This window comes from Diaphorobacter sp. ED-3 (assembly GCF_027625375.1).
GTDB lineage: Bacteria > Pseudomonadota > Gammaproteobacteria > Burkholderiales > Burkholderiaceae_C > Diaphorobacter > Diaphorobacter nitroreducens.
Window position 1 is genome coordinate 164,319 of the sequence record NZ_CP115182.1, and the last position, 22,987, is coordinate 187,305.

Annotated in this window: 24 protein-coding genes; 17 read left to right on the top strand and 7 right to left on the bottom strand. The window is 68.3% G+C overall.

Features of this window, described 5'->3' with window-relative positions; genetic code table 11:
- Window positions 1-21: 21 nt before the first annotated feature.
- Window positions 22-951, bottom strand: coding sequence for a LysR family transcriptional regulator (locus PCQ86_RS00815; protein ID WP_011803525.1), 930 nt, complete (start codon window positions 949-951; stop codon window positions 22-24).
- A 130-nt stretch (window positions 952-1,081) separates the two neighbouring features.
- On the opposite strand from PCQ86_RS00815, the gene PCQ86_RS00820 reads away from it, so the two are divergent.
- The 12 genes from PCQ86_RS00820 to minE all read left to right on the top strand — a co-directional run bounded on the left by PCQ86_RS00820 (window position 1,082) and on the right by minE (window position 11,947).
- Entirely contained in the window at window positions 1,082-2,068 is a 987-nt protein-coding gene (locus tag PCQ86_RS00820) for a Bug family tripartite tricarboxylate transporter substrate binding protein (RefSeq protein WP_270174630.1), read from the top strand.
- On the top strand, window positions 2,065-3,312 hold the full coding sequence (locus PCQ86_RS00825; RefSeq protein WP_270174631.1) for a CaiB/BaiF CoA transferase family protein: 1,248 nt from the start codon (window positions 2,065-2,067) through the stop codon (window positions 3,310-3,312). The genes PCQ86_RS00820 and PCQ86_RS00825 overlap by 4 nt, the downstream gene beginning before the upstream one ends.
- Window positions 3,309-4,505 (top strand): CaiB/BaiF CoA transferase family protein, encoded by a 1,197-nt coding sequence (locus tag PCQ86_RS00830; RefSeq protein ID WP_011803528.1) that lies wholly within the window; start codon window positions 3,309-3,311, stop codon window positions 4,503-4,505. Before PCQ86_RS00825 ends, PCQ86_RS00830 begins: the two co-directional genes overlap by 4 nt.
- Window positions 4,502-4,969, top strand: coding sequence for a MaoC family dehydratase (locus PCQ86_RS00835; RefSeq protein WP_011803529.1), 468 nt, complete (start codon window positions 4,502-4,504; stop codon window positions 4,967-4,969). Before PCQ86_RS00830 ends, PCQ86_RS00835 begins: the two co-directional genes overlap by 4 nt.
- Before the next feature lie 67 nt (window positions 4,970-5,036).
- Window positions 5,037-6,005: a Bug family tripartite tricarboxylate transporter substrate binding protein gene (locus PCQ86_RS00840; protein ID WP_270174632.1), complete on the top strand. Its 969-nt coding sequence runs from the start codon at window positions 5,037-5,039 to the stop codon at window positions 6,003-6,005.
- Between the two features lie 22 nt (window positions 6,006-6,027).
- On the top strand, window positions 6,028-7,185 hold the full coding sequence (locus PCQ86_RS00845; protein ID WP_270174633.1) for an acyl-CoA dehydrogenase family protein: 1,158 nt from the start codon (window positions 6,028-6,030) through the stop codon (window positions 7,183-7,185).
- A gap of 14 nt (window positions 7,186-7,199) precedes the next feature.
- Window positions 7,200-8,231: an acyl-CoA dehydrogenase family protein gene (locus PCQ86_RS00850; protein WP_270174634.1), complete on the top strand. Its 1,032-nt coding sequence runs from the start codon at window positions 7,200-7,202 to the stop codon at window positions 8,229-8,231.
- A 109-nt stretch (window positions 8,232-8,340) separates the two neighbouring features.
- Window positions 8,341-9,129 carry a crotonase/enoyl-CoA hydratase family protein gene (locus tag PCQ86_RS00855; RefSeq protein WP_252101585.1) on the top strand — a complete coding sequence of 263 codons (789 nt, stop codon included), beginning with the start codon at window positions 8,341-8,343 and terminating at the stop codon, window positions 9,127-9,129.
- A 57-nt stretch (window positions 9,130-9,186) separates the two neighbouring features.
- Window positions 9,187-9,810 (top strand): CDP-diacylglycerol--serine O-phosphatidyltransferase, encoded by a 624-nt coding sequence (gene pssA, locus PCQ86_RS00860; RefSeq protein WP_011803534.1) that lies wholly within the window; start codon window positions 9,187-9,189, stop codon window positions 9,808-9,810.
- Window positions 9,811-10,038: 228 nt separating this feature from the next.
- Window positions 10,039-10,806, top strand: coding sequence for a septum site-determining protein MinC (minC, locus tag PCQ86_RS00865; RefSeq protein WP_270174635.1), 768 nt, complete (start codon window positions 10,039-10,041; stop codon window positions 10,804-10,806).
- Window positions 10,807-10,859: 53 nt separating this feature from the next.
- Window positions 10,860-11,675 (top strand): septum site-determining protein MinD, encoded by an 816-nt coding sequence (minD, locus tag PCQ86_RS00870; protein ID WP_011803536.1) that lies wholly within the window; start codon window positions 10,860-10,862, stop codon window positions 11,673-11,675.
- 5 nt (window positions 11,676-11,680) lie between these two features.
- Window positions 11,681-11,947, top strand: a complete 267-nt coding sequence (gene minE, locus PCQ86_RS00875) for a cell division topological specificity factor MinE (RefSeq protein ID WP_011803537.1) — start codon at window positions 11,681-11,683, stop codon at window positions 11,945-11,947.
- Window positions 11,948-12,023: 76 nt separating this feature from the next.
- Here the strand turns inward: minE and PCQ86_RS00880 are convergent, their stop codons facing one another.
- The gene (locus PCQ86_RS00880; RefSeq protein WP_172205065.1) at window positions 12,024-12,584 is read right to left on the bottom strand and encodes a flavin reductase family protein; all 561 of its coding nucleotides are present in this window, start codon (window positions 12,582-12,584) and stop codon (window positions 12,024-12,026) included.
- A 107-nt stretch (window positions 12,585-12,691) separates the two neighbouring features.
- Here PCQ86_RS00880 and PCQ86_RS00885 point away from each other — a divergent pair, with 107 nt between their 5' ends.
- Together PCQ86_RS00885 and PCQ86_RS00890 are read left to right on the top strand one after the other, a co-directional pair.
- A complete protein-coding gene (locus PCQ86_RS00885; RefSeq protein WP_220638260.1) occupies window positions 12,692-13,474 on the top strand; it encodes an alpha/beta fold hydrolase in 783 nt (260 codons plus the stop codon).
- A gap of 135 nt (window positions 13,475-13,609) precedes the next feature.
- Window positions 13,610-14,806: an ABC transporter substrate-binding protein gene (locus PCQ86_RS00890; protein WP_270174636.1), complete on the top strand. Its 1,197-nt coding sequence runs from the start codon at window positions 13,610-13,612 to the stop codon at window positions 14,804-14,806.
- A 12-nt stretch (window positions 14,807-14,818) separates the two neighbouring features.
- Here the strand turns inward: PCQ86_RS00890 and PCQ86_RS00895 are convergent, their stop codons facing one another.
- On the bottom strand, window positions 14,819-16,159 hold the full coding sequence (locus tag PCQ86_RS00895) for a D-amino acid dehydrogenase (protein ID WP_252101588.1): 1,341 nt from the start codon (window positions 16,157-16,159) through the stop codon (window positions 14,819-14,821).
- 87 nt (window positions 16,160-16,246) lie between these two features.
- Between PCQ86_RS00895 and PCQ86_RS00900 the strand changes: the two genes are divergently transcribed.
- On the top strand, window positions 16,247-17,158 hold the full coding sequence (locus PCQ86_RS00900) for a LysR family transcriptional regulator ArgP (RefSeq protein ID WP_011803542.1): 912 nt from the start codon (window positions 16,247-16,249) through the stop codon (window positions 17,156-17,158).
- A 70-nt stretch (window positions 17,159-17,228) separates the two neighbouring features.
- Window positions 17,229-17,861: a TetR/AcrR family transcriptional regulator gene (locus PCQ86_RS00905; RefSeq protein ID WP_270174637.1), complete on the top strand. Its 633-nt coding sequence runs from the start codon at window positions 17,229-17,231 to the stop codon at window positions 17,859-17,861.
- Here PCQ86_RS00905 and PCQ86_RS00910 read toward each other — a convergent pair whose 3' ends face one another.
- The 3 genes from PCQ86_RS00910 to PCQ86_RS00920 all read right to left on the bottom strand — a co-directional run bounded on the left by PCQ86_RS00910 (window position 17,862) and on the right by PCQ86_RS00920 (window position 20,230).
- The gene (locus PCQ86_RS00910; RefSeq protein WP_047350123.1) at window positions 17,862-18,284 is read right to left on the bottom strand and encodes a universal stress protein; all 423 of its coding nucleotides are present in this window, start codon (window positions 18,282-18,284) and stop codon (window positions 17,862-17,864) included.
- Between the two features lie 112 nt (window positions 18,285-18,396).
- Window positions 18,397-19,242 carry a metallophosphoesterase gene (locus PCQ86_RS00915; protein ID WP_012655203.1) on the bottom strand — a complete coding sequence of 282 codons (846 nt, stop codon included), beginning with the start codon at window positions 19,240-19,242 and terminating at the stop codon, window positions 18,397-18,399.
- Between the two features lie 16 nt (window positions 19,243-19,258).
- Window positions 19,259-20,230 (bottom strand): LysR family transcriptional regulator, encoded by a 972-nt coding sequence (locus tag PCQ86_RS00920; protein WP_011803546.1) that lies wholly within the window; start codon window positions 20,228-20,230, stop codon window positions 19,259-19,261.
- 123 nt (window positions 20,231-20,353) lie between these two features.
- Here PCQ86_RS00920 and PCQ86_RS00925 point away from each other — a divergent pair, with 123 nt between their 5' ends.
- The gene (locus tag PCQ86_RS00925; RefSeq protein ID WP_011803547.1) at window positions 20,354-20,794 is read left to right on the top strand and encodes a hypothetical protein; all 441 of its coding nucleotides are present in this window, start codon (window positions 20,354-20,356) and stop codon (window positions 20,792-20,794) included.
- Between the two features lie 177 nt (window positions 20,795-20,971).
- Here PCQ86_RS00925 and PCQ86_RS00930 read toward each other — a convergent pair whose 3' ends face one another.
- The gene (locus PCQ86_RS00930; RefSeq protein WP_011803548.1) at window positions 20,972-22,843 is read right to left on the bottom strand and encodes a phosphoenolpyruvate carboxykinase (GTP); all 1,872 of its coding nucleotides are present in this window, start codon (window positions 22,841-22,843) and stop codon (window positions 20,972-20,974) included.
- Window positions 22,844-22,987 lie beyond the last annotated feature (144 nt).

A 22,987-nucleotide genomic window follows, 5' to 3' on the forward strand; every position in this document is an offset into this window, starting at 1 on the left:
CGCGCTTGATGGACGGGCGGTTCAACCCGGTTTGTCCCAGTTCTCGCCTTCCACGCGCGGCACGCTGGCAAAGCGCAGCGCGTGCTCGGTGAAGCGCTCCACCACGCGGCTGGTGCCGCTGGCCAGGCGCGCCAGCGCAATGCCCACGTGAAAGCCCGGCGGGTTGTCGGTGAGCGCCAGGCATTTCACGCCGCGCGGCACCACCTGCCGCGCCACGCTGGCCACCAGGCCCACGCCCAGGCCCGAAGCCACCAGGCTCATGATGGTCTGCACCTGCATCGCCTCCTGCGCCACGCGCGGCGAAAAGCCAGAGAACTGGCAGCGCATCATGGCCAGGGCCGAGAGGCTGGGCACCTTGTGCTGCGGGTACATGATGAAGGGCTCGTGCGCGGCCTCGGCCAGCGCGATGGCGTCGCGCTGCGCCAGCGGGCTGCTCTCGGCCACGGCCAGCACGAAGTCGTCGCGGTCCAGCGGCAGCAGCTCGAAGCCGCTCGGGTCCAGCACCGGGTAGCGCAGCAGGCCGGCATCGAAGCGCCGCGACACCAGCCCCTCCAGGATCTCGGACGACGTGGCTTCGCTCAGCTCCAACTCGATCTGCGGATAGCGCTGGCGCAGCGAGGGGATGAGTTGCGGCAGCAGCGCATAGGTGGCCGAGCCGATGATGCCCAGGCGCAGCAGCCCGCCTTCGCCCTCGCGCGCGTCCTGCACCGCCTGGCGGCACTGCTGGGCGTGGAACAGCGCGCGGCGGGCGTCGCCCAGCATGGCTTCGCCGGCCGGGGTGAGCACCACGCCCGTGGTGGTGCGCTCGAACAGGGGGCTGCCGAGTTCTTCCTCCAGCTTGCGGATGGACACCGACAGGGGCGGTTGCGCCATGTGCAGGCGCTCGGCCGCGCGGTGGAAGTTGCCGGTTTCCGCCAATGCGACGAACTGGCTGAGTTGCCGGAGGTTCATGCGATATGAAAAAAGTATTGAAATCTAAACTTTTAATATTAGACAGCATGCAAGGTGCTGCCTAGAGTGCCAACTCCGACCCCTTTGCGGGGCACCGTAGCGGAGCAGAGACTCCAAGGAGACATTGCACATGGCATTCCACGGCAGAACCACCCTGCGCGTCCTGGCGGGCGCCAGCCTCGTGGCCCTGGGCGCTGCCCTTGCGCCCGCCGTGCAGGCGCAGGCCTTCCCGTCCAAGACCCTCAAGTTCGTCGTGCCCTTCGGGCCCGGCAGCGGCACCGACACCTCGGCGCGCTACTTTGCGCGCAAGCTGCAGGACCTCACGGGCCAGTCCGTGGTGGTGGAGAACAAGCCCGGCGCCAACGGCTTTATCGCGGTCAAGCAGGTGCTCTCGGCCCCGGCCGACGGCTACACCGTCTTCATCGGCAGCAACTCCACCCTGGCGGTGAACGCGGCGCTGTTCAAGGAGCTGCCCTACGACCCGGTGAAGGACTTTGCGCCGCTGACCATGATGATGCGTTCGCCCGCCATGCTGGCCACGGCCCCGCAGGCGCCGTTTGCCGACCTCAAGGGGCTGGTCAGCTATGCCAAGGCCCACCCGGGCAAGGTGAACTTCGGCGCCGGCTCGGCCGGCTACCAGCTCATGGGCGAGCTGCTCAACGACAGCGCCGGCGTGCAGACCGTGCATGTGCCGTTCAAGGGCGCCGGCGAGACCATGACCGCCCTCGCCGCGGGCACCGTGGACTACGCCTTTGCCGAAGTCACGGCCGTGCAGGAGCTGGCCAAGGGCGGGCGCGTCAAGGTGCTGGCCGTGGCGGCGGACAAGCGCGTGGCCACCTCGCCCGACGTGCCCACCGCCAGCGAGGCCGGCCTGCCCGGCTTCGAGGCCTACACCTGGGTGGGCGCGATGGTCAGCAGCAAGACACCCCCGGCCGAGACCGCCAAGCTGGCCGAGCTGTTCACCACCATCTCCAAGATGGATGAGACCCGCGCCTTTTACGAGCGCCTGGGCGCCACGCCCATGACCGGCGGCCCCGCCCAGATGCACGAGTTCCAGAAGAACGAGATCGCGCTGTGGAAGCGCATCGTCACCCAGGCCAAGGTGCCGCTGCAATGACCTCGCCGGCCGCCCTGCAACCCGGCGCGCTGCAGCACGTGAAAGTGCTGGACCTGTCGCGCGTGCTGGCCGGCCCCTGGGCCGCCCAGACGCTGGGTGACCTGGGCGCCGAGGTCATCAAGGTGGAGCGCCCCGGCAGCGGCGACGACACGCGCGCCTGGGGCCCGCCCTACGTGACCGACCCCGCCGGCCAGCCCACGGGCGAGTCGGCCTACTACATGTGCACCAACCGCAACAAGCAGTCGGTGACCATCGACTTCATCCGCCCCGAGGGGCAGGAGCTGGTGCGGCGCCTGGCGCAGCAGTGCGACGTGCTGGTGGAGAACTTCAAGACAGGCGGTCTGGCGCAGTACGGGCTGGACTATGCCTCGCTGAGCGCGCTCAACCCGCGCCTGGTGTACTGCTCCATCACCGGCTTCGGGCAGAGCGGGCCGTATGCGCACCGCGCCGGCTACGACTTCCTGATCCAGGGCATGGGCGGGCTGATGAGCGTCACCGGCCGCCCCGACGGCGAGGACGGCGGCGGCCCGATGAAGGTGGGCGTGGCGCTCACCGACATCCTCACCGGCCTGTACGCCAGCACCGCCATCCTGGCCGCGCTGCAGGCGCGCGAGCACACCGGCCGCGGCCAGCACATCGACCTGGCGCTGCTGGACGTGGGCGTGGCGTGCCTGGCCAACCAGGGCATGAACTACCTGTACGGCGGCAAGGTGCCGCAGCGCATGGGCAACGCCCACCCCAACACCGTGCCCTACCAGGACTTCCCCACGCAGGACGGCCACATGATCCTGGCCGTGGGCAACGACGGCCAGTTCGAGCGCTTCTGCCATGTGGCCGGGCGCCCCGAGTGGGCGAGCGACTCGCGCTTTGCCACCAACGCCGCGCGCATCGCGCACCGCGATGCGCTGATTCCGCTGATCCGCGAGGTGACGGCGACGCGCACGACGCGCGACTGGATCGCGCTGCTGGAGCAGCACGCCGTGCCGTGCGGGCCCATCAACACCGTGCGCGAGGTCTTCGAAGATCCGCAGGTGCGCGCGCGTGGCTTGCAGATCCGCATGGAGCATCCGCGCGCCGGCGCCGTGCCGCTGGTGGCCAGCCCCATGCGCCTGTCGGACACGCCGGTCACCTATCGCCACACCCCGCCGCAGCTCGGCCAGCACACCGACACCGTGCTGCGCGAACACTTGGGCCTGGCGCCCGAGGCCATCGATGCGCTGCGCGCGCAGGGGGTGGTGGCATGAGCGGCTTCCAAGGACCGCTGGCCGGCGTGCGCGTGCTCGACCTCTCCAGCGTGGTGTTCGGCCCGCTGGCGAGCCAGGTGCTGGCCGACTACGGCGCCGAGGTCATCAAGATCGAGCCGCCCGCGGGCGACTCCACGCGCCACACCGGTCCCGCCGTGGAGCCCGGCATGGCGGCCGTGTTCATGGGCTGCAACCGCAGCAAGAAAAGCGTGGTGCTGGACCTGAAGCAGCCTGCCGCGCAGCAGGCCCTGCACGCGCTGCTGGCCACGGCCGACGTGTTCATGCACAGCATGCGCCCGCAAAAGCTCGGCAAGCTGGGGCTGGCGCCCGAGCAGCTGCGCGCGCGCTACCCGCGCCTGGTGTTCGCCGGGCTGCACGGCTTTGCCGAGGACGGCCCCTACGCCGGCCTGCCGGCCTACGACGACGTGATCCAGGGCATGAGCGGCCTGGCCGATCTCATGCAGCGCCAGACGGGCGAATCGCGCTACCTGCCCACCATCGCCGCGGACAAGACCTGCGCGCTGGTGGCGGCACACGCCATCCTGGCGGCGCTGTTCGCGCGCGAGCGCACGGGACAGGGTAGCTTTGTGGAAATTCCCATGTTCGAGACCATGGTGGGCTTCAACCTGGTCGAGCATTTCTACGGCATGCACTTCACGCCGAAGCTCAGCGGCGCAGGCTACCCGCGCGTGATGGCGCCCTGGCGCAAGCCCTACAGGACGCTGGATGGGCATGTCTGCATGATGCCTTACACCGACGCGCACTGGCGCCGCTTTTTCAGCGCCGTGGGGCAGCCGCAGCTGGCCGACGATCCGCGCTTTGCCAACCAGGCCAGCCGCACGCGCCACATCGCCGAGCTGCTGGAGATCCTGAGCGAGCATGTGGCCCGGCACGACACGCAGCACTGGCTGCGCACCTGCGCGCAGCTGGAGATTCCCGCCGCGCCCGTGGCGCGCATGGACGAGCTGCCGCAGGACCCGCACCTGGTGGCCACAGGGTTCTTTGCCACCGTGCGCGACCCGGCCATGGGCGAGGTGCGCTTTCCGCGCTCGTCCGTGCGCTTCGACGGCGCGCAGGTGCCCATCGGCATGCCGCCGCGCCTGGGCCAGCACACCGAGGAGCTGCTGCGCGCCGCCGGCCTGGACGACGCCCAGCTTGCTGCCCTGCAACCTTCCGAACCGAGCACCGCATGAACCAAGACATTCCCCGCATGGGCCAGGGCCTGTACTGGCAAGACCTCAAGGTGGGTCTGCGCTGGCGCACCTTCCGCCGCACCATCACCGAGGCCGACCTGGTGAACTTCATCAGCACCACCGGCATGCTGGAGGCCATCTTCATCGAGGAAGGCTACGAGGGCGGCGCCATCCAGGGCCGCCCGGTGCCGGGCGCGCTGACCTACACCTTCATCGAAGGCTTCATCCTGCAAAGCATGATCCAGGGCACGGGCCTGGCCATGCTGGAGCTGCGCCAGAAGATCCTCGCGCCCGTCGTCGTGGGCGACAGCATTGGCGCCGTGGTCGAAGTGACCGACATCCGCCCCACCTCCAAGAACAACCGCGCCGTGGTCACCTCGCTCATCACGGTGACCAACCAGCGCGGCGAGCCGGTGATGGAGTACACGGCCACGCGCCTGCTCGCCGGCCGTGAAGCTACATGAAACATAGCTGCTTGCGCTTGCTGCGCAAGGGTTAGAGCCGATTTTCACCACAAAGAAGGAGACACCCATGACTGCTCGCATCACCCGCCGCCTGGCCGTACTGGCCGGCGCAGCCCTTCTGGCCGGCGCCGCGCATGCAGCCTGGCCGGACAAGCCCATCACGCTCGTCGTGCCGTTCCCGCCCGGCGGTCCCACCGACATGGTGGCGCGCGTGCTGGCGCAGGCCGTGGGCGAGCAGCTCGGTCAGTCGGTTGTGGTGGACAACAAGCCCGGCGCCAATGGCAACATCGGCAACGCCTTCGTCGCCAAGGCCGCGCCCGACGGCTACACGGTGCTCTACAACACCTCGTCCCTCGCGCTCAGCCCCGCGCTCTACAAGAAGATGAGCTACGACCTGCGCAAGGACCTCGCGCCTGTCGCGCTCACCGCAGTGGTGCCCCTGGGCCTGGTGGTCAACCCGCAGCTGCCTGTGAAGACTGTGGCCGAGCTCGTGGACTATGCCAAGAAGAACCCCGGCAAGCTGTCGTACGGCTCGGCGGGCAACGGCAACGTCACGCACCTCACGGCCTTCCAGGTCACGCAGCACTACGGCATCGAGGCCACGCATGTGCCCTACAAGGGCAGCGCTCCGGCCGACGTCGACCTGGTGGCCGGGCAAATCCATTTCATGACGGACACGATCAACTCCGTCGCCCCCTTCATCAAGGACGGCAAGCTGCGCCTGCTGGCCGTCTCCACGGCCAAGCGCTTGCCCAACTTCCCTGAAGCGCCCACGCTGGCCGAAAGCGGCATGAACGGCTTCGAGGCCGGCGCATGGCAGGGCGTGATGGTGCCGGCCGGCACGCCCGCGCCCATCATCGAGCGCTTGAACCAGGCCTTTCTGCAGGCGCTCAAGAACCCCACGGTGCTGGAAAAGCTGCGCATCCAGGGCACCGAGCCGCTGGGATCCACGCCGGCCGAGTACGGCGCATATATCGAAAAGGAGCTGGCGCGCTGGGCGTCAGTGGTCAAGAGCACCGGCGTATCGCTGGATTAAGCAAGGAAAAAGGGCATAGGCCATGTCGGTTCTGGGTTCACTCGCGCTCACGCGCATTCCGCCGGAAGATGAGGCGCTGCGCGCCGAAGTGCGCGCCTTCCTCGCAGAGGCGGTGCGCGACCTGCCCGCGCATGTGCGGGCACGTTCGTGGGGCGGCTACAGCACACAGCTGAGCCGCCGGCTGGGCGAGCGCGGTTGGATCGGCATCACGCTGCCGCGCGAATACGGCGGCGGCGGGCGCAGCGCGTTCGCGCGCTACGTGCTGGTCGAGGAATACCTGAACTGCGGCGCGCCCGTGGGCTCGCACTGGATCGCCGACCGCCAGAGCGCGCCGCTGATCCTGAAATACGGCACCGAGGCGCAGAAGCAGTTTTACCTTCCGCGCGTGTGCAAGGGCGAGGCGTTCTTCTGCATCGGCATGAGCGAGCCGAATTCCGGTTCCGACCTGGCCAGCGTGAAGACGCGCGCCGTGCCCAACGACCAGGGCTTTGTGCTCAACGGCCAGAAGATCTGGACCACCAACGCCCATCACTGCCAGTACATGATCGCGCTGGTACGCACCTCGGGCACGGCGGAAGACCGCCACAAGGGCCTGTCGCAGGTGATCGTCGACCTGTCGCTGCCCGGCGTGACCGTGCGCCCCATCGAAGACCTCTCGGGCGACCGCCATTTCTGCGAGGTGTTCTTCGACAACGTGCAGTTGGGCCCCGATGCGCTCATCGGCGCCGAGGGCCAGGGCTGGGAGCAGGTCACGGCCGAACTCGCCTTCGAGCGCAGCGGCCCCGAGCGCCTGTTCTCCTCCATCGTGCTGTTCGACCAGTGGCTCGACTACGTGCGCACGCCCCAGGGCCGCAGCGAATCGGCGGTGCGCCTGGCGGGCAAGGTCCTCACGCAGCTGGCACCGCTGCGCGCCATGTCGGTGGCCGTGCAGGAAAAGCTGGTGCAGGGCGCCAGCCCCGTCGTGGAGGCCGCCCTGGTCAAGGAGCTGGGCACCACGCTGGAGCAGATGATTCCCGCCGCCATCGCCGACGACCTGTTTGCGCGCGAGGCGGAAGACGTGCCTGTGGAGCTGCTGATGACGCTCAAGTACGTGACCGAGGCCTCGCCCTCGTTCTCTTTGCGCGGCGGCACGCGCGACATTCTGCGCGGGATGATCGCCCGGGGCCTGGGCCTGCGCTGAAACGGAGCCACGACATGAGCCAAGACAACGACCTGTTTGCCGACGCCGCCCGCCAGGTGCTGGCCGACCAGTGCACCCCCCCGGTGGTGCGCGCCATCGAATCCGGCGGGCGCGCTGCGCCTGCGACGCAGCAGCTGTGGGCGCAGCTGGAGGCCACGGGGCTGGCCGATGCGCTGCTGCCCGAGGACGACGGCGGTGCCGGACTGGGGCTGACACAGGTGTTCGGCGTGCTGGAGCAATGCGGTGCGCATGCGCTGCCGCTGCCGCTGGGCGAGACCATGGTGGCGCGCGCGCTGCTGGCCCAGGCCGGCGTAGCGCGCCCCGCCGGCAGCATCACGCTGGCGCGTGGCGAGCGGCTGCCGGATGACGGCGTGCGCTGCGCCCTGGTGCGCGGCGGCCAGGTGGCCGATCATGTGCTGGTGCAGGCTGGCAGCGCCTGGCACCTGCTGGCCACGGCCGATGCGCAGGCGGCGCCCCAGGCGCTGGCGCTGGATGCCGCCCTGGCCTGGACTGCTGCCCAGGTGGAGGCCGCGCCCGGGGTGCCGGTGGATGCCGCGCAAGACGCACGCACCCTGCAGGCCGCCGTGGTGGCCCCGCAGATGGCCGGCGCGTTGGGCGACGTGTTCCGGCGCACCCTGCAGTACGCCAACGAGCGCCAGCAGTTCGGCCGCCCCATCGGCAAGTTCCAGGCCATCCAGCACCAGCTGGCGGTGATGAGCGAGCACGTGTTCGCCGCGCGCATGGCTGCGCAGCTGGGCTGCAACGGCGCCGGTGTGCTGCCCGACCGGCTGCGTGTGGCCACTGCCAAGGCGCGCTGCAGCGAGGCCGCATTGGCCGTGGCCGAGTTCGCCCACGCCATCCACGGCGCCATCGGCTTCACCGCGGAATACGACCTGCAGCTGTTCACCCGCCGTCTGCACGCCTGGCGCCAGACGGCCGGCAGCGAGTCTTACTGGCACGGCGTGGCCGGCGAGGCGCTGCTGGCGCACGGCGGGCTGACGCTGGACCTCGTGCGCCGCATCACCGACGTGGAAATGACGCTCTGAAAATCATAGCTGTTTGCGCATGCCAACCAAGGCGTTCAATGTGTTTTCATATTGAAATCAAGCGGTGATGTGCGCTGGCAGCTCCTACTTTTGACTACGGAGAGACACCATGGCCTTCCTGACCATTGAACGCGACGGCGGCATCCTGACCGCCACCATGAACCAGCCCGAGACGCGCAATGCGCTCACCGGCAACACGGCCGTGCAGGAGTTCGTGCAGCTGTGCGACACCGTGCGCAAGGACGCCAGCGTGAAGGTGCTGATCCTCACCGGCGCAGGCCCCATCTTCAGCTCGGGCGGCAACGTCAAGGACATGCAGCGCTTCTTCGACGATGCGCTCACGCCCGACCTGATCCGCGAGGAATACCGCCAGGGCATCCAGCAGATCCCCAACGCGCTGTACCAGCTCGACGTGCCGGTGATCTGCGCCGTCAACGGTCCGGCCATCGGCGCGGGGCTGGACCTGACCTGCATGTGCGACATCCGCATCGCGGCCGAGAACGCCACCTTCGCCGAGAGCTTCGTGCGCGTGGGCATCGTGCCCGGTGACGGTGGAGCCTGGCTGCTGCCGCGGGCCGTGGGCATGGCCAAGGCGTCCGAGATGGCTTTCACCGGAGAGGCCATCAGCGCCCAGGAGGCCCTGGCCTGCGGCCTGGTGAGCCGCGTGGTGCCGGCCGACCAGCTGCTGCCCACCGCGCGTGCGCTGGCCGAGAAGATTGCCGCCAACCCCGGTGCCGTGATGCGGATGACCAAGCGGCTGCTGCGCGAGGGCGAGCACGCCTCGCTGGCCTCGCTGCTGGAGATCTCCGCCGGCTACCAGGCCATCGCCCACAAGACGGCCGACCACCGCGAGGCGGTCACCGCCTTCATCGAGAAGCGCGCCCCGCGTTTCCAGTAGACCGAATCAGCCATCGGCGGACAAGGAAAGGCCCGGCGGCCGTTCGATAATGCCGCCATGGCTTCTCCCCACAAACGCTTTTCGATGATCCGCGAGTTCCACCTCGCGGACTGGTTCACGCTGGGCAACGCGGTGTGCGGCGTCGGGGCACTGTTCTCGTCGATGACCTATCTGGAAACGTCGGACGTGCGCCATGTGTACTTCGCCTGTGCGCTGGTGCTGGCGGCTCTGGTGTTCGACGTGCTGGACGGGCGCATCGCGCGCTGGCGGCAGAAAAGCTCGGCCATGGGGCGCGAGCTGGATTCGCTGGCCGACGTGATCTCCTTCGGCGTGGCGCCCGCCATCATCGCCTACGCCTGCGGCATGCAGGGGCTGTACGACCGCGTGGTGCTGGCCTTTTTCGTGGCCTGCGGTGTCTCGCGCCTGGCGCGCTTCAACATCACGGCCGAAACGCTGGCCGAGGGCCCGTCGGGCAAGGTCAAGTACTTCGAGGGCACGCCGATCCCCACCTCCATCGTGCTCGTGGGGCTGATGGCCGTGGCCGCAAGCGTGGGCGCGGTGCGCGGCCAGCTGTGGCTGGGGTCGGTGACGATCGGCGGTTTCACGCTGCACCCGCTGGTGCTGCTGTTCGCACTGTCGGGCTCGCTGATGATCAGCCGCATCCGCATTCCGAAGTTCTGAGCATCCCCCCGCGGCGCTGGCGCACCTTTCCCCTTCTCTCGCCGCGCTTCGCGGCGGGAAGGGGCGCAGCCGGTGGACTGGTGAAGCCAGATCCGCGGCGGCCAGGCCTGGGGTGCGCCCGGGTTTGCCGCACGTCCTGATACGGTGGCAGCGGCGCAGCGCAGGTACACTTTGCGGCTTCGAGGCGGCGCCCGTGCGCGGCGTCTTTTTTCCCATCCGAACCGCTTCATGGCCGTTGATACGGCGGGCCAGGCCCGCACCCACCTAGACCTCAAGAGTGCCCAGCTGCCCGTGGTGGCCATGGTGCTCAAGACCACCAACGTGGCCAGCATCGCCGCCGAGCTGGCCGCCCGCAGGGCCGACGACCCCGAATTTTTCGACAACGACCCGGTGCTGATCGACCTCTCGGCCGTGCAGGACGAGCCGCAGCCCATCGACTTCGCCGCGCTGGTCAAGACGCTGCGCAGCCACCGCACGCAGCCCGTGGCCGTGCGCGGCGGCAGCAGCGCGCAGAGGCAGGACGCGCACGACGCGGGCCTGATTGCCGCCCCCGACGCGCCGCCCCCCCGCATGCAGGCGCCGCGTGAGAACACTCCCCGCGAGGTGGTCCACGAAGTCATCCGCGAGGTGGAGGTCGTGCGCGAGGTCCCCGTGCCCGCGCCGGCGCCGGGGACCGTGGTGGTGGACAAGCCGCTGCGCTCGGGCCAGCAGGTGTATGCCCGCGGCTCGGACCTGGTGGTGATGGCCGTGGTCAGCTTTGGCGCCGAGGTGATCGCCGACGGCAACATCCACGTGTACGCACCGCTGCGCGGGCGCGCCATCGCCGGCGCGCGCGGCGACACCAGCGCCCGGATTTTCAGCACCTGCATGGAGCCGCAACTGGTCTCCGTGGCAGGCATCTACCGCACCACCGAGACCGAGCTGCCCGACAACGTGCGCGGCAAGCCGGCCCAGGTGCGGCTGGACGGTGAGAAGCTGCTCATCGAGCCGCTGTGACTGTCCCCACCCTTTCTTACTCCACAGACCGCAACGCAAGGACCTCTCAGAACATGGCCAAAATCGTCGTCGTGACCTCCGGCAAGGGGGGCGTGGGCAAGACCACCACCAGTGCCGCCTTCGCATCGGGCCTGGCGCTCGCCGGCCACAAGACCGCCGTCATCGATTTTGACGTCGGCCTGCGCAACCTGGACCTCATCATGGGCTGCGAGCGCCGCGTGGTGTATGACCTGATCAACGTGATCCAGGGCGAGGCCAACCTGAACCAGGCCCTCATCAAGGACAAGCAGTGCGAGAACCTGTTCGTGCTGGCCGCCAGCCAGACGCGCGACAAGGATGCGCTCACGCAGGACGGCGTGGGCAAGGTGCTCAAGGACCTCGCCGACATGGGCTTTGACTACATCGTCTGCGACTCGCCCGCCGGCATCGAAAGCGGTGCGCTGATGGCCATGCACTTCGCCGACGAGGCGCTGCTGGTCACCAACCCCGAAGTCTCCAGCGTGCGCGACTCCGACCGCATCCTGGGCATGCTCAGCAGCAAGACCAAGCGCGCCATCGAAGGCGGCGAGCCCGTCAAGGAACACCTGCTGATCACGCGCTACAACCCCCATCGTGTGGAAGACGGACAGATGCTGAGCCTGGAGGACATCCAAGACATCCTGCGCATCAAGCTCATCGGCGTGATCCCCGAGTCCGAGAGCGTGCTGCAGGCCTCCAACCAGGGCCTGCCCGCCATCCACCTGTCGGGCACCGATGTGTCCGAGGCCTACAAGGACGTGGTTGCGCGCTTCCTGGGCGAGGACAAGCCCCTGCGTTTCATCGAGGCGGCCAAGCCCGGCTTCTTCAAGCGCATCTTCGGCGGGAGGTAAGCGAGATGTCCCTGCTGTCCTTCCTGCTAGGCGAGAAGAAAAAGACGGCCTCGGTGGCCAAGGAGCGCCTGCAGATCATCCTGGCGCATGAGCGCAGCGGCCGCAGCGCCGGCCAGCCCGACTATCTGCCCGCGCTGCAGCGCGAGCTGGTGGCGGTGATCTCCAAGTACGTGAAGATCAACGCCGACGACCTGAAGGTCCACTTCGAGCGCCAGGACGACCTGGAAGTGCTGGAAGTGAAGATCGAACTGCCCGAGGCGACAGCCAAGTAACGGGCAGATATCAGGCCCGTTCCGCCCAGCCCAGAAGCGGCCGGGCGTGCCCGCGCTCCGGCGCAAGCCGGGGCGGCTATTTCTCCATCGGGCGGGCTACGGTGGCCGAAAGGCTTCCCAGCGGATGCTCCGTGTAGAACACCCCCCCGTGGTACAGCAGGGGCGAGGCGCCTTCCCGGTGGCTGCAGCGCTCCACCTGGCCGACGAAGATCGTGTGGTCGCCCTCCACGTACTGGCTGCGGTTGAAGCACTCGAACACGGCCGCCGCGCCGTCCAGCACCGGCACGCCGCTCAGTCCCAGGCGGTAGGCCACGCCGGCGAAGCGGTCTATGCCGCGCGTGGCGAACTGCTCGGCCAGGGCGCGCTGTTCCACCGTCAGCACATTGATGGCGTAGTGCGTGGCACGGGAAAAAGCGGGCAGCGACGACGTCTTGTGCCCCAGGCTCCACAGCACCAGCGGCGGCTCCAGCGACACCGAGTTGAACGAGTTTGCCGTCATGCCGATCAGCGCGCCGCCTTCCCCGCGCGCCGTGACGATGGTCACGCCTGTGGCGAACATGCCCAGCGCGTCGCGGAACTCGCGTGGCGTGAAGACGGGAGGTTGGCTGGAGGGCGGGTGGGGCAGGCGGCTGTTCACGAAGGGGGGCGGCGCCTTGGGCGCGCCGCGTAGGGCAATGGGAGGGCTATTATCAGTCTGCACCTGCGCGCCTGCAGCGCGCATGCCCTGCGGCCCTGGACCCTGCGATGTCTCTTCTTCCACGCTTTTCCCTGCTCGGCTCCGGCCCTACCGTGTTGCTGCTGCACGATGCCGATAGCGATCACCTGGGCTTTGCCCCGACGCTGGAAACCCTGGCCGCCGCGGGCTATCGCGCCGTGGCATGGGACATGCCGGGCTATGGCGGCAGTGCGCCGGTGGAGCCCTACAACTTCAAGGGCCTGGCCCAGCGTGCGCTGCTGTTGCTCGATGCCCTGCGGTGCGAGCAGGTGGTGCTGGTCGGCCACGGCCTGGGGGCGATGCTCGCGCTGGAGATCGCCGTTCGGGCACCGCTGCGCGTGCGGCGGCTGGTGCTGTGTGCCGGCGGCCCGGCGCTGGACGAGGCCGCCACCGCCGTGTGGGTGGCGCCGCGCCTTGCGGGCCTGGACGATGGACGGGACATGGCCCGGCTGGCCGACCCTACCGTGGCGCGCGACGCCGGCCCCGGCGCGCTGCCCGAGGGGCTGCAGCTTGCACGGCACGCCATGGGCCGCGTGCCGCCCGCCACCTACCGCCGTGCGTTGGAGGCCCTGACGGCTTTCGCGCGGCGTGCGCCGGAACTTGTGCGCCTGCAGGTGCCCGCGCTGCTCATCGGGGGTGAGCACGACCGCTGCACTCCGCCCGAGGCACTGCTCGCCTTGGCCCATGTGCTGCCCGATGCGCGCGCCGTGCTGCTGCCCGGCGTGGGCCACTGGCCGCAGCTTGAAGACCCCGAGGGTTTCGAGGCGGCGCTGCTGGACTTCCTGGCCGGCCCGGCGCCAGTGCTGCACTGAACGCGTGCGCGGTCCCTCACCGCAAATCGCTTACCCGCCCCTGACCGCGACCGCGCACCGCTGCGCAATAAACCACATCGCGCGCCCGCGCTTTTGGTTAGGCTGGAGTGTTTTTCACAACATTGCGGAGACGCGATGATGGCCATGAGACCCAGACACTGGGCAGGGGCGCTGGCGCTGGCGCTGTGGGCGTTGGCGGGCATGGCGGGCGCCCAGCCCGTGAAGGTGGGGGTCATCGGCCCCTTTTCGGGGCCGTCGTCGGACTTCGGCACGCACATGCTGCAGGGCATCCAGCTCGCGGTGGAGCAGTTCAACGCCGTGGGCGGCTACCTGGGCCGGCCTGTGGAGCTGGTGGTCAAGGACGACCAGGGCTCGCCCGACACCGGCCGTCAACGCTCGCAGGAACTGGCCAGAGAAGGCGTGGTGGCTGCCCTGGGCTTTTGCAACACCGGCGTGGCGATGAAATCGCTGGACGTGTTCCAGCAGGCGAAGCTGCCCTTGATCGTGCCGTGCGCCACGGGCACCCCCGTGACACGCACCTATCCGGCGGCGCAGAGCTTCATCTTCCGCACCTCGGCCCCCGACAACATCCAGGCGCCCTTCGTGGTGGAGGACATCCTGCGCCGCGGCTGGACGCGCGTGGCCCTCTTTGCCGACGACACGGGCTACGGCCAAGCCGGGCGCAAGGATGTGGAAGCGGCGCTCGCCGCGCACCAGCTCACGCCCGTGTACGCGACCAACTTCCCTCTGGGCGTGAAGAGCCTGGCGCCCCAGTTGCAGGCCGCGCGCGATGCGGGCGCACAGGTCATCTTCAGCTACACCGTGGGGCCGGAGAACGCCGTCATTGCCCAAGGCCGCAAGGAGCTGGGCTGGAAGGTGCCGCAGGTCGGCGGCTGGACGCTGTCGTTCCCGTTCTTCATCCAGGGCGGCAAGGACGCCGCCGAGGGGGCGCTGACGGCGCAGACTTTCATCGCCGAACCCAGCAACGAACGCCGCGCCTCGTTCCTGAGCACCTACGCGCGCGCCTTCAAGGGCCGCCCGGCCGTGCCGATGGCGGCGGCGCAAGGGTACGACGCGGCCTACCTGCTGATGTATGCCCTGCTGGGCATCCGCGACGGGCAGGTCAACGGCACGGCCCTCAAGCATTCGCTGGAGAACCTGCAGCGCGTGTATTACGGCGTGGTGGCGACCTACGAGCGGCCCTTCTCGGCCGAGGAGAAAGAAGCCATCACCCCCAACATGCTGGTGATGGGCAAGGTGCAGGCCGGCGCGGTGACCTTCGCCTACCCCGAGGATGCCAAGCGCAACCTGCTGGTGCAGCGCAAACGCTGAGGTGCGAGCCGCTCAGGCCAGGCGCGGCGCCCCGTAGGCGGCAGCGGGCGTGTCGTCGCCCAGAAAGGCGAAGTCCATGGCTGGCCGCTCGCCGCTCAGCAGCTCGGCCATGGCCTTGCCCGAGCCGGCGCCATGCGTCCAGCCCAGCGTGCCGTGGCCGGCGTTCACCCACAGGCCGTGCAGCGGCGTACGGCCGATGAACGGGATGTTGGTGGGCGTGGCGGGTCGCAGGCCGGTCCAGTACTGCGGATCTCCGCCTTCCTCGGGCGTGCGCGTGTCGCACACGCCGGGCAGGATGGTCTCAATGCGGCGCGACAGCATGTGGCAGCGCGCGCGCGCCACAGGGCTGTCCAGCGACAGGTCGTAGCCGCCCAGCTCGATGGTGCCGGCCACGCGCAGCACGTTGCCCAGGCGGCTCATGGCGATCTTCTTGCCGTCGTCGATGGTGGAAACCATGGGCGCGCCCTCCGGTTTGAGTAGCGGGAACGTGGCGCTGTAGCCCTTGCCGGGGTAGATGGGCAGGTGCACGCCCACGCCCCGCAGCAGCGGTGCGCTGTAGCTGCCGCATGCAACGACCACGGCATCGGCTTTCAGTATTTGGTCTTTTTGGCCTGTAGCGCTTTCATGGCGAGCGCGAATAGCTATTGATTCAATAGCGTCGCCGGAGCGGTTCAGGCGCAGCACGTCGTGACCGTAGAGGAACTGCACGCCGCGCTCGGCGCAGCGGCGGGCCAGTGCCTGGGTGAATACGCGCGCGTCGCCGCTCTCGTCGGTGCTGGTGTAGGTGCCGCCGGTGATGCGGTCGCCGTAGGCGCGGAAGGCCGGCTCGATGGCGAGCAGCTCGTCGCGGCTGACCACGCGCCGCTGCACGCCGAAGCGGCGCATCAGTTCCACGGCGTGGGCCGCGTCGTCAAAGGACTTCTGGTCGGTGTAGAAGTGCGCTATGCCGCGTTCCAGCCGGTGGTACTCGATGCCCGTGGCGCGCACTATGTCCTTGAGTGCGGCATGGCTGTACGCGCCCAGCGCCACGATCTGCTGCACGTTGCGTGCGAAGGCCGTGTCGTTGCACTGCGCCAGGAACTTCAGGCACCAGCGCCATTGCTCCCAGTCGAGCTGGGGGCGAAACAGCAGCGGCGCTTCCTTGTCGAACATCCACTTGAGGGCCTTCCATGGCGCCTCGCGGTTGGCCCAGGGCTCACAGTAGCTTACCGAGATCTGCGCCGCGTTGGCAAAACTGGTCTCCAGCGCCGCGTCGGGCTGGCGGTCGACCACAGTGACTTCATGCCCGCGCTCGCGCAGATGCCAGGCGGTGCTAATGCCGATGATGCCGGCGCCCAGGACGATGGTTTTCATGGCGCGCAGTGTGCTGCGGCCCAATGAAAAACAAAAGCGTGATTAAACTTCTTCGGAATTCATCAGAATGACTAATGGATACCGACTGTGAGCACATTTGACCCCGCCGCATTGGAATGCCTGGCCGCCATCGTCGAAGAGGGCGGTTTCGAGCGCGCCGCGCGCCGCCTGAACATCACCCAGTCCGCCGTGTCGCAGCGCCTGCGTGCGCTGGAGGCGCAGGTGGGCTCGGTGCTCATCGTGCGCAGCCGGCCGCTCAAGCCCACCTCGGCCGGGCAGTTGCTGCTCAAGCACACCAAGCAGTTGCGCCTGCTGCGCGCCGACCTGGAGCGCGATCTGCAGGACCTCATGCCCAGCGGGCGCGGCGGCGGCCGCGAGGAAGAGCGCATCGCCATCGCCATCAACGCCGACAGCATCGCCACCTGGGCGGTGGACGCGCTCGGCGATCTGGTGCGCCAGCGCCTGCCGCTGGAGATCATTGCCGACGACCAGGACTTCACGCAGGAGTGGCTGCGCTCGGGCCAGGTCATGGGCTGCGTGACGACGTTGAAGAGCGCGCTGCGCGGCTGTCGCATGGTGCCCCTGGGCGCGATGCAGTACGTCGCCGTGGCCGCGCCAGAGCTGGCGCGCCGACAACTGCCGCAAGGGCTCACGGCGCACAACTTCCGCGACGTGCCTTTCGTCTCGTTCAACCGCAAGGACGATATGCAGGCCGAGTTCGTCACGCGCACCTTTGGCCTGAAACGCGTGTCTCTCAGCCGCGTGTTCGTGCCCAGCTCGGAGGGCCAGGTGCGCGCCGTGGCCGCGGGCTGGGGCGTGAGCGTGGTGCCCGAGCTGCTCGCGCGCCCCTGGCTGCAGCAGGGCCGGCTGGTGGACCTGGCGCCGGGCCATACGCTGCCCATCCAGCTGTACTGGCACTCATGGAACCTGGAGTCGGAAGTGCTGGATGCGCTGGCCGATGCGCTCACCAGCGCGGCGGCGCAGTACCTGTCGGCCTGACGGCACACGCGGATGGGGGTCTTTAGGGTTATCGGCCTGCGCGGGGTGAAGGCTCGCTAACATCGCCCGCATGAACACGTTGCAGCCGCCCCGTCCGTCCTTCAAGGAGCAGATGCTCCGGGCGCGCGAGGATGCCATCGTGGAGGCCGCGAGCCGCCTGCTGGGCGAAAAAGGCTTCGAGACCATGACCGTGGACGAGGTCGCCGCGGCCGTGGGCATTGCCAAGGCCAGCCTGTACAAACACTTTGCCGGCAAGGACGACCTGTGCTCGGCCGCCATGGTGCATGTGGTGGAGCGCCTGCAGCGCTTTCTGGTGGCGCTGCCGGCCGAACTGGGCGCCATGCAGCGCCTGCACGCGCTGCTGTGCTGGACGCTGCAACTGCAACTGGCCGACGAGGTGCCGCTGCTGCCCAGCCGCAACTCCGCGCTGGCCCAGGCGCTGCGCGCCTGCGACGCCTACCAGGCATCGATGCAGGAGGTGCATGCCTGCATCCTCGGCTGGATCGTCGAGGCGCAGGCCCAGGGACAGCTGCGGCGCGAGTTGCCGCCCGATGTGATCTTGTGTGCGCTGCTGGCGCGCAATGCCGATCCCATGCTCGGCATGCTGCGCGACCGCGGCTATGCGGACGAGTGCATCATCGACTGGGCCGCGGACACCTGCCTGAGCGGCCTGGCGAGCGGCCCCGCCATGCGGGTGGCCTGATCAGCGCACCAGCAGTACCGGCACCTGGCAGTTGGCCAGCACCTGCGTGCTGACCGAGCCCATCACCAGCTTGCCCAGCGAGCCGTGGCCGTGCGTGCCCATGACGATCAGGTCGTACTTGCCGGACTCGGCCACCTTGGCGATGGTCTCGCCCGCCGGGCCCACCTTGGTCATGGTCTTGAGCTGCACGCCATGACGCGCCATGAACTTCACGACGGGCGACAGCACCTTTTCGCCTTCCTCAGCGTGGTACTTGTCCACGACTTCCTTGCCGAGCGCGGCGCGCGCGCGGGGAGGCAACTGGGGCTGCACGGTGATGGCCGTGTAGGTGTGTGAGCTGCCCAGCATCTCGTCGTGAGCGGCTAGGTAGGCCAGCATTTTCTTGGTGTAGATGCTGCCGTCGACAGCAAGCAGGATGTTCATTCGAAGTGCTCCGGAAACGAGAAATCAGACTAATCCGCGCTGGCGCCTGTTGTCTTGACTTCAGTCATATTTTTGATGCGGTGCGCGGTGGCGGGCGCAGGGCCCGCACGCATCATACGGTGAGCACGCAGTGCGGCTGAAAGGTTGCCTGCTCCCCCTTGCGGGCATAGCCCAGCGGGTTGGCCACTATGCGGCAGCTCCAGGGCGCGCCGTCCGCGCGGGCCCCGCGCACCAGGTAGTCGCTGGGCGCATGCAGATGGCCGTGCAGCCACAGCTGGGCGTGGGGCAGGCAGTCGTCCAGCGCATTGCAAAACCCCGCCGTGCCCGGCACCAGGCCGTAGCGCGGGTCGGCGCTGAGCAGGCTGGGCGCGAAGTGCGTGACGGCCACCGTCGTGCCCGCAAAGGGCTGTGCGAGCGCGTTGCGTAGCCAGGCCTGGCAAACCAGGGCCTGTTCGCGCACCTCGGCGGCCAGGAAGGGCACACCCTGGCGGGTGCTGCCAGTCTTGGAGAGATAGAAGTTGGCCGCGCGGAACGCCTTCTCGCGCCGCTGCAGTCGCTGGCCCGGGTCGGTGATCCCCGCGTGGTCGGCCAGCGCGTCGAAGTCGCTCCACAGCGTCGTTCCAACGAAGCGGACCCCCTGCAGCACCATGCTCTCACGCTCCAGCCAGATCAGCCCCAGCCGGTCGCAGATGCGGCGCAGGCGCGCATGCGCGGCGTCGAAGTCCTGCATGTCGTATTCATGGTTGCCAGGGACGAAGACCACTGGCGTGGGCCATCCGGCGTACTGCGGCAGAGGGGAGAAGCGCGCCAGGCCGAAGTCGTCGTCCGACAGCAGCGAGCCGGCCTGGTAAGAGCCGATGTCGCCGGCCAACACCAGGACATCGGCGCCAACGGCGGGGCTGGGGGTGAAATGCGGGTGGGCTTCCAGGTGCAGGTCGGACAGCAGTTGCAGCTTCATGGGTGAGTGGGTGGGGTCAATCCTGGCGGTGGATGGGGGCGGGCGTGTTGCGCGCGGCGCGCGCAATCGCCTCGCGCAGCCAGCGGTGGGCGGGGTCGTGGTTGCGCCGGCGGTGCCACAGTGCGTCCACGTGCACGGGCGGCAGCGTCATGGGCAGCGGGCGCCACACCAGTTCGTCGCGCACGCTGGCCACGCCGACGAAGTGGCGCGGCAGCACGGTGAGCAGGTCCGTGGTGGCCACCACCCGTCCCGCGGTGAAGAACTGGTTCACGGTAAGCACGATGCGGCGTTCACGTCCCAACGCGGCCAATGCCCCGTCGATGAAGCCGAAGGGCTTGCCCGAGAAGCTCACCAGCAGGTGGCGCGCGGCGCAGTACAGGTCCAGCGTCATCGGCACGGCGGCCAGCGGGTGGTCCGCGCGCATCACGCACACGTACTGGCTATCGTAGAGGCGGGTGCTTTCGTGCGCCACCACGTTGTCCGACTGCGCCCGCGCCGTGAGGTCGGCCAGCACGGCGGGGAAGTAACCCACGGCCATGTCGGCGCTCTCCTCGTCCAACAGGCGGCGCGGGTCGCGCGTGGTCAGCGGCACCACGCGCAGCGAGACGCCGGGGGCCTCGCGTTCCACGATCTCGATGAGTGGCGGGATCAGCGTGGCACCCGTGGCGTCGGCCATCGCCAGAACGAAGGTCGTCTGAGCGGACGCCGGGTCAAAGCGCCCGGGGGAAAGTGTCTCCTGCAACTGTGCCAATGCGTGCCGTACGGCGGGCCACAGGGCCAGTGCCCGCGGCGTGGGCTCCACGCCGTGGCCGCGCCGCGTGACCAGCTCGTCGCCCAGCACCTCGCGCAACCGGCGCAGTGCGTTGCTCACGGCGGGCTGTGTGATGGCCAGTTTCTCGGCGGCGCGGGTCAGGTTGCGCTCGGCCATGACCTCGTCAAAGACGCGCAGCAGATTGAGATCCAGCGTGCGAAAGTTCAATGGCTGCATGCTGCAATCATCACGCAGATGAATATGGGTGATTCAACATATAAATTAGACACAAACCAGGGTAAACCCTAATATTGCTGCATCGCCCGGCAATTTCGCCAACAGTGGCGTACGAGTCGCATCATGACGAAGTTTGTACACATCGATCTTCCTGTCCAGCACCACGGCATTGCACGCATTGAAGAGGCCGCAAGCCATCTGAAGCAAACCGCTGCCCGCTTTGACGGCACCCGCGGCGCAACGTCGCTGCTGCTGGCGGCGCTGGTCGCCGCGCTGCTTGTCGTGGCCAACCAGGTCATGGACACCTGGAACGATGGCCACATGCTGGCCGGCTGGATGGTGATGTGGGTGATCGCTTTCGCAGGAATGGCGTTGCTGGCGGCACCTGCGCGCAGCGCGGTGCTGGGCCTGCGTGCCGCTGCCAAGGCTTGGTCGGATGCGCACCGGCGTGCGGCAGAGGACGAGCGCACCTGGAATGCCGCACTGCGCGACGCCCGCATCATGGCCGACCTGAGCCGTGCGATGAACGGCATCGCGGTGGACGACCTGCGCCGTTACCGCTGAACGGCCGCGCGGCGACCCCGCGCCAACCGACAACAGGGCACCTTCGGGTGCCCTTTTTGCTATGTGCGCGGCAGCTTCGTCCGGGGCACATTCATGAAAAAACCCCGCGCCACAGATGTGGTCGCGGGGTTGTGTGTGTAGGCCCGGCTGAATTCATGCCGAGCCGAGGCAGGGCGGTCAGGCCGCCAGACGCTTCTCCAGCGCGGCCTTGGTGGCCAGCAGTTCCTGAGGCAGGTGGTAGGCCAGCTTGTCGAAATGCTCGGTGTGCAGCTTCAGTTCTTCGGCCCAGGCAGCCTTGTCGATGCTGGTCACCGTCTTGAACTGCTCGGTGCTGAAGTCCAGGCCGGTCCAGTTGATCTCGGCGTACTGCGGAGCAATGCCGAACATGGTTGGCTCGCCTTGCGCCGTGCCCTCGATGCGGTCCAGCATCCACTTGAGCACGCGCATGTTGTCGCCATAGCCGGGCCAGACGAACTTGCCGTCCTCGCCCTTGCGGAACCAGTTGACGCAGAAGATCTTGGGCAGCTGGTGGCCGGACTCCTCCAGCTTGTGTTCCATGTCGAGCCAGTGCTGGAAGTAGTCGCTCATGTTGTAGCCGCAGAACGGCAGCATGGCGAACGGGTCGCGGCGCACGACGCCCTGCGCACCAAAGGCGGCGGCGGTGGTCTCGGAGCCCATGGTCGCGGCCATGTAAACGCCTTCCATCCAGCTGCGGGCCTCGGTCACCAGCGGCACGGTGGTGGAGCGGCGGCCGCCGAAGATGAAGGCGTCGATGGCCACGCCGGCGGGGTTGTCCCACTCGGGGTCCAGGGCCGGGTTGTTGGTGGCGGCCACCGTGAAGCGCGAATTGGGGTGCGCGGCCTTGGCGCCGGTTTCCTTGGCGATCTGCGGTGTCCAGTCCTTGCCCTGCCAGTCGATGAGGTGGTCCGGGAGCTTGCCGGTGTCCTTCTCCATGCCTTCCCACCACACATCGCCATCGTCGGTGAGGGCGACGTTGGTGAAGATCACGTCCTTGTCCAGCGAACGCATGCAGTTCGGGTTGGTGTGCATGTTGGTGCCGGGGGCCACGCCGAAGTAACCGGCCTCGGGGTTGATGGCGTACATCTTGCCGTCGGCATGGGGCTTGATCCAGGCAATGTCGTCACCGATGGTCGTGACCTTCCAGCCGGCGAAGCCGGCTTCCGGCGGCACCAGCATGGAGAAGTTGGTCTTGCCGCAGGCGCTGGGAAAGGCGGCGGCCACGTGGTACTTCTTGCCCTCGGGGTTGGTCACGCCCAGGATCAGCATGTGCTCGGCCAGCCAGCCCTGGTCGCGGCCCATGGTCGAGGCAATGCGCAGCGCCAGGCACTTCTTGCCCAGCAGTGCGTTGCCGCCGTAGCCCGAGCCGTACGACCAGATCTCGCGGGTCTCGGGGTAGTGGACGATGTACTTGACCTGGGGGTTGCAGGGCCAGGACGTGGTGTCCTTCTGGCCTGCAGCCAGCGGGGCGCCCACGGTGTGCATGCAGGGCACGAACTCGCCATCGGTGCCGAGCACGTCATAGACGGCCTTGCCCATGCGGGTCATCAGCTTCTGGTTCACGGCCACGTAGGCGCTGTCGGTCAGTTCGATGCCAATGTGGGCGATGTGCGAGCCCAGAGGCCCCATGGAGAAGGGCACCACGTACATGGTGCGGCCGGCCATGCAACCGTCAAACAGCGGCTGCAGCGTGGCGCGCATCTCGGCCGGGGCCATCCAGTTGTTGGTCGGGCCGGCGTCTTCCTTTTTCTCCGAGCAGATGTAGGTGCGGTCTTCCACGCGCGCGACGTCCGACGGGTCGGACCACGCCAAGTAGCTGCCCGGGCGCTTGGCGGGGTTCAGCTTCTTGAACGTGCCGGCATCCACCAGTTGCTGACACAACTGCTCGTACTCCTGCTGCGAACCGTCGCACCAGTGGATGCGGGCGGGCTTGCACAGCGCGGCCATTTCGGCCACCCAGGCGATCAGCTTGGCGTTCTTGACGTATGCGGGCGCCTGAATGTCCAGGACGGGCATGGTGGGTGCGTTCATCGGGAAGGCTTCTTTGAAGTTGAAAAACAGTCTTTTCAAAGGAAGCGAACCGGGTCACGACGCACAGGCCCGCGCTGAACCGATCTGCGCGCTGCCTTTGAAAAAACCGCTGGGACTCAGTCGGCTGGCGAAACGGGGGTACCG

Excerpts from the sequence above, each read along its gene's own strand:
- PCQ86_RS00815 (WP_011803525.1), bottom strand. The coding sequence starts at position 951 with ATGAACCTCCGGCAACTCAGCCAGTTCGTCGCATTGGCGGAAACCGGC.
- PCQ86_RS00820 (WP_270174630.1), top strand. The coding sequence starts at position 1,082 with ATGGCATTCCACGGCAGAACCACCCTGCGCGTCCTGGCGGGCGCCAGC.
- PCQ86_RS00825 (WP_270174631.1), top strand. The coding sequence starts at position 2,065 with ATGACCTCGCCGGCCGCCCTGCAACCCGGCGCGCTGCAGCACGTGAAA.
- PCQ86_RS00830 (WP_011803528.1), top strand. The coding sequence starts at position 3,309 with ATGAGCGGCTTCCAAGGACCGCTGGCCGGCGTGCGCGTGCTCGACCTC.
- PCQ86_RS00835 (WP_011803529.1), top strand. The coding sequence starts at position 4,502 with ATGAACCAAGACATTCCCCGCATGGGCCAGGGCCTGTACTGGCAAGAC.
- PCQ86_RS00840 (WP_270174632.1), top strand. The coding sequence starts at position 5,037 with ATGACTGCTCGCATCACCCGCCGCCTGGCCGTACTGGCCGGCGCAGCC.
- PCQ86_RS00845 (WP_270174633.1), top strand. The coding sequence starts at position 6,028 with ATGTCGGTTCTGGGTTCACTCGCGCTCACGCGCATTCCGCCGGAAGAT.
- PCQ86_RS00850 (WP_270174634.1), top strand. The coding sequence starts at position 7,200 with ATGAGCCAAGACAACGACCTGTTTGCCGACGCCGCCCGCCAGGTGCTG.
- PCQ86_RS00855 (WP_252101585.1), top strand. The coding sequence starts at position 8,341 with ATGGCCTTCCTGACCATTGAACGCGACGGCGGCATCCTGACCGCCACC.
- pssA (WP_011803534.1), top strand. The coding sequence starts at position 9,187 with ATGGCTTCTCCCCACAAACGCTTTTCGATGATCCGCGAGTTCCACCTC.
- minC (WP_270174635.1), top strand. The coding sequence starts at position 10,039 with ATGGCCGTTGATACGGCGGGCCAGGCCCGCACCCACCTAGACCTCAAG.
- minD (WP_011803536.1), top strand. The coding sequence starts at position 10,860 with ATGGCCAAAATCGTCGTCGTGACCTCCGGCAAGGGGGGCGTGGGCAAG.
- minE (WP_011803537.1), top strand. The coding sequence starts at position 11,681 with ATGTCCCTGCTGTCCTTCCTGCTAGGCGAGAAGAAAAAGACGGCCTCG.
- PCQ86_RS00885 (WP_220638260.1), top strand. The coding sequence starts at position 12,692 with ATGTCTCTTCTTCCACGCTTTTCCCTGCTCGGCTCCGGCCCTACCGTG.
- PCQ86_RS00890 (WP_270174636.1), top strand. The coding sequence starts at position 13,610 with ATGATGGCCATGAGACCCAGACACTGGGCAGGGGCGCTGGCGCTGGCG.
- PCQ86_RS00895 (WP_252101588.1), bottom strand. The coding sequence starts at position 16,159 with ATGAAAACCATCGTCCTGGGCGCCGGCATCATCGGCATTAGCACCGCC.
- PCQ86_RS00905 (WP_270174637.1), top strand. The coding sequence starts at position 17,229 with ATGAACACGTTGCAGCCGCCCCGTCCGTCCTTCAAGGAGCAGATGCTC.
- PCQ86_RS00910 (WP_047350123.1), bottom strand. The coding sequence starts at position 18,284 with ATGAACATCCTGCTTGCTGTCGACGGCAGCATCTACACCAAGAAAATG.
- PCQ86_RS00915 (WP_012655203.1), bottom strand. The coding sequence starts at position 19,242 with ATGAAGCTGCAACTGCTGTCCGACCTGCACCTGGAAGCCCACCCGCAT.
- PCQ86_RS00920 (WP_011803546.1), bottom strand. The coding sequence starts at position 20,230 with ATGCAGCCATTGAACTTTCGCACGCTGGATCTCAATCTGCTGCGCGTC.
- PCQ86_RS00925 (WP_011803547.1), top strand. The coding sequence starts at position 20,354 with ATGACGAAGTTTGTACACATCGATCTTCCTGTCCAGCACCACGGCATT.
- PCQ86_RS00930 (WP_011803548.1), bottom strand. The coding sequence starts at position 22,843 with ATGAACGCACCCACCATGCCCGTCCTGGACATTCAGGCGCCCGCATAC.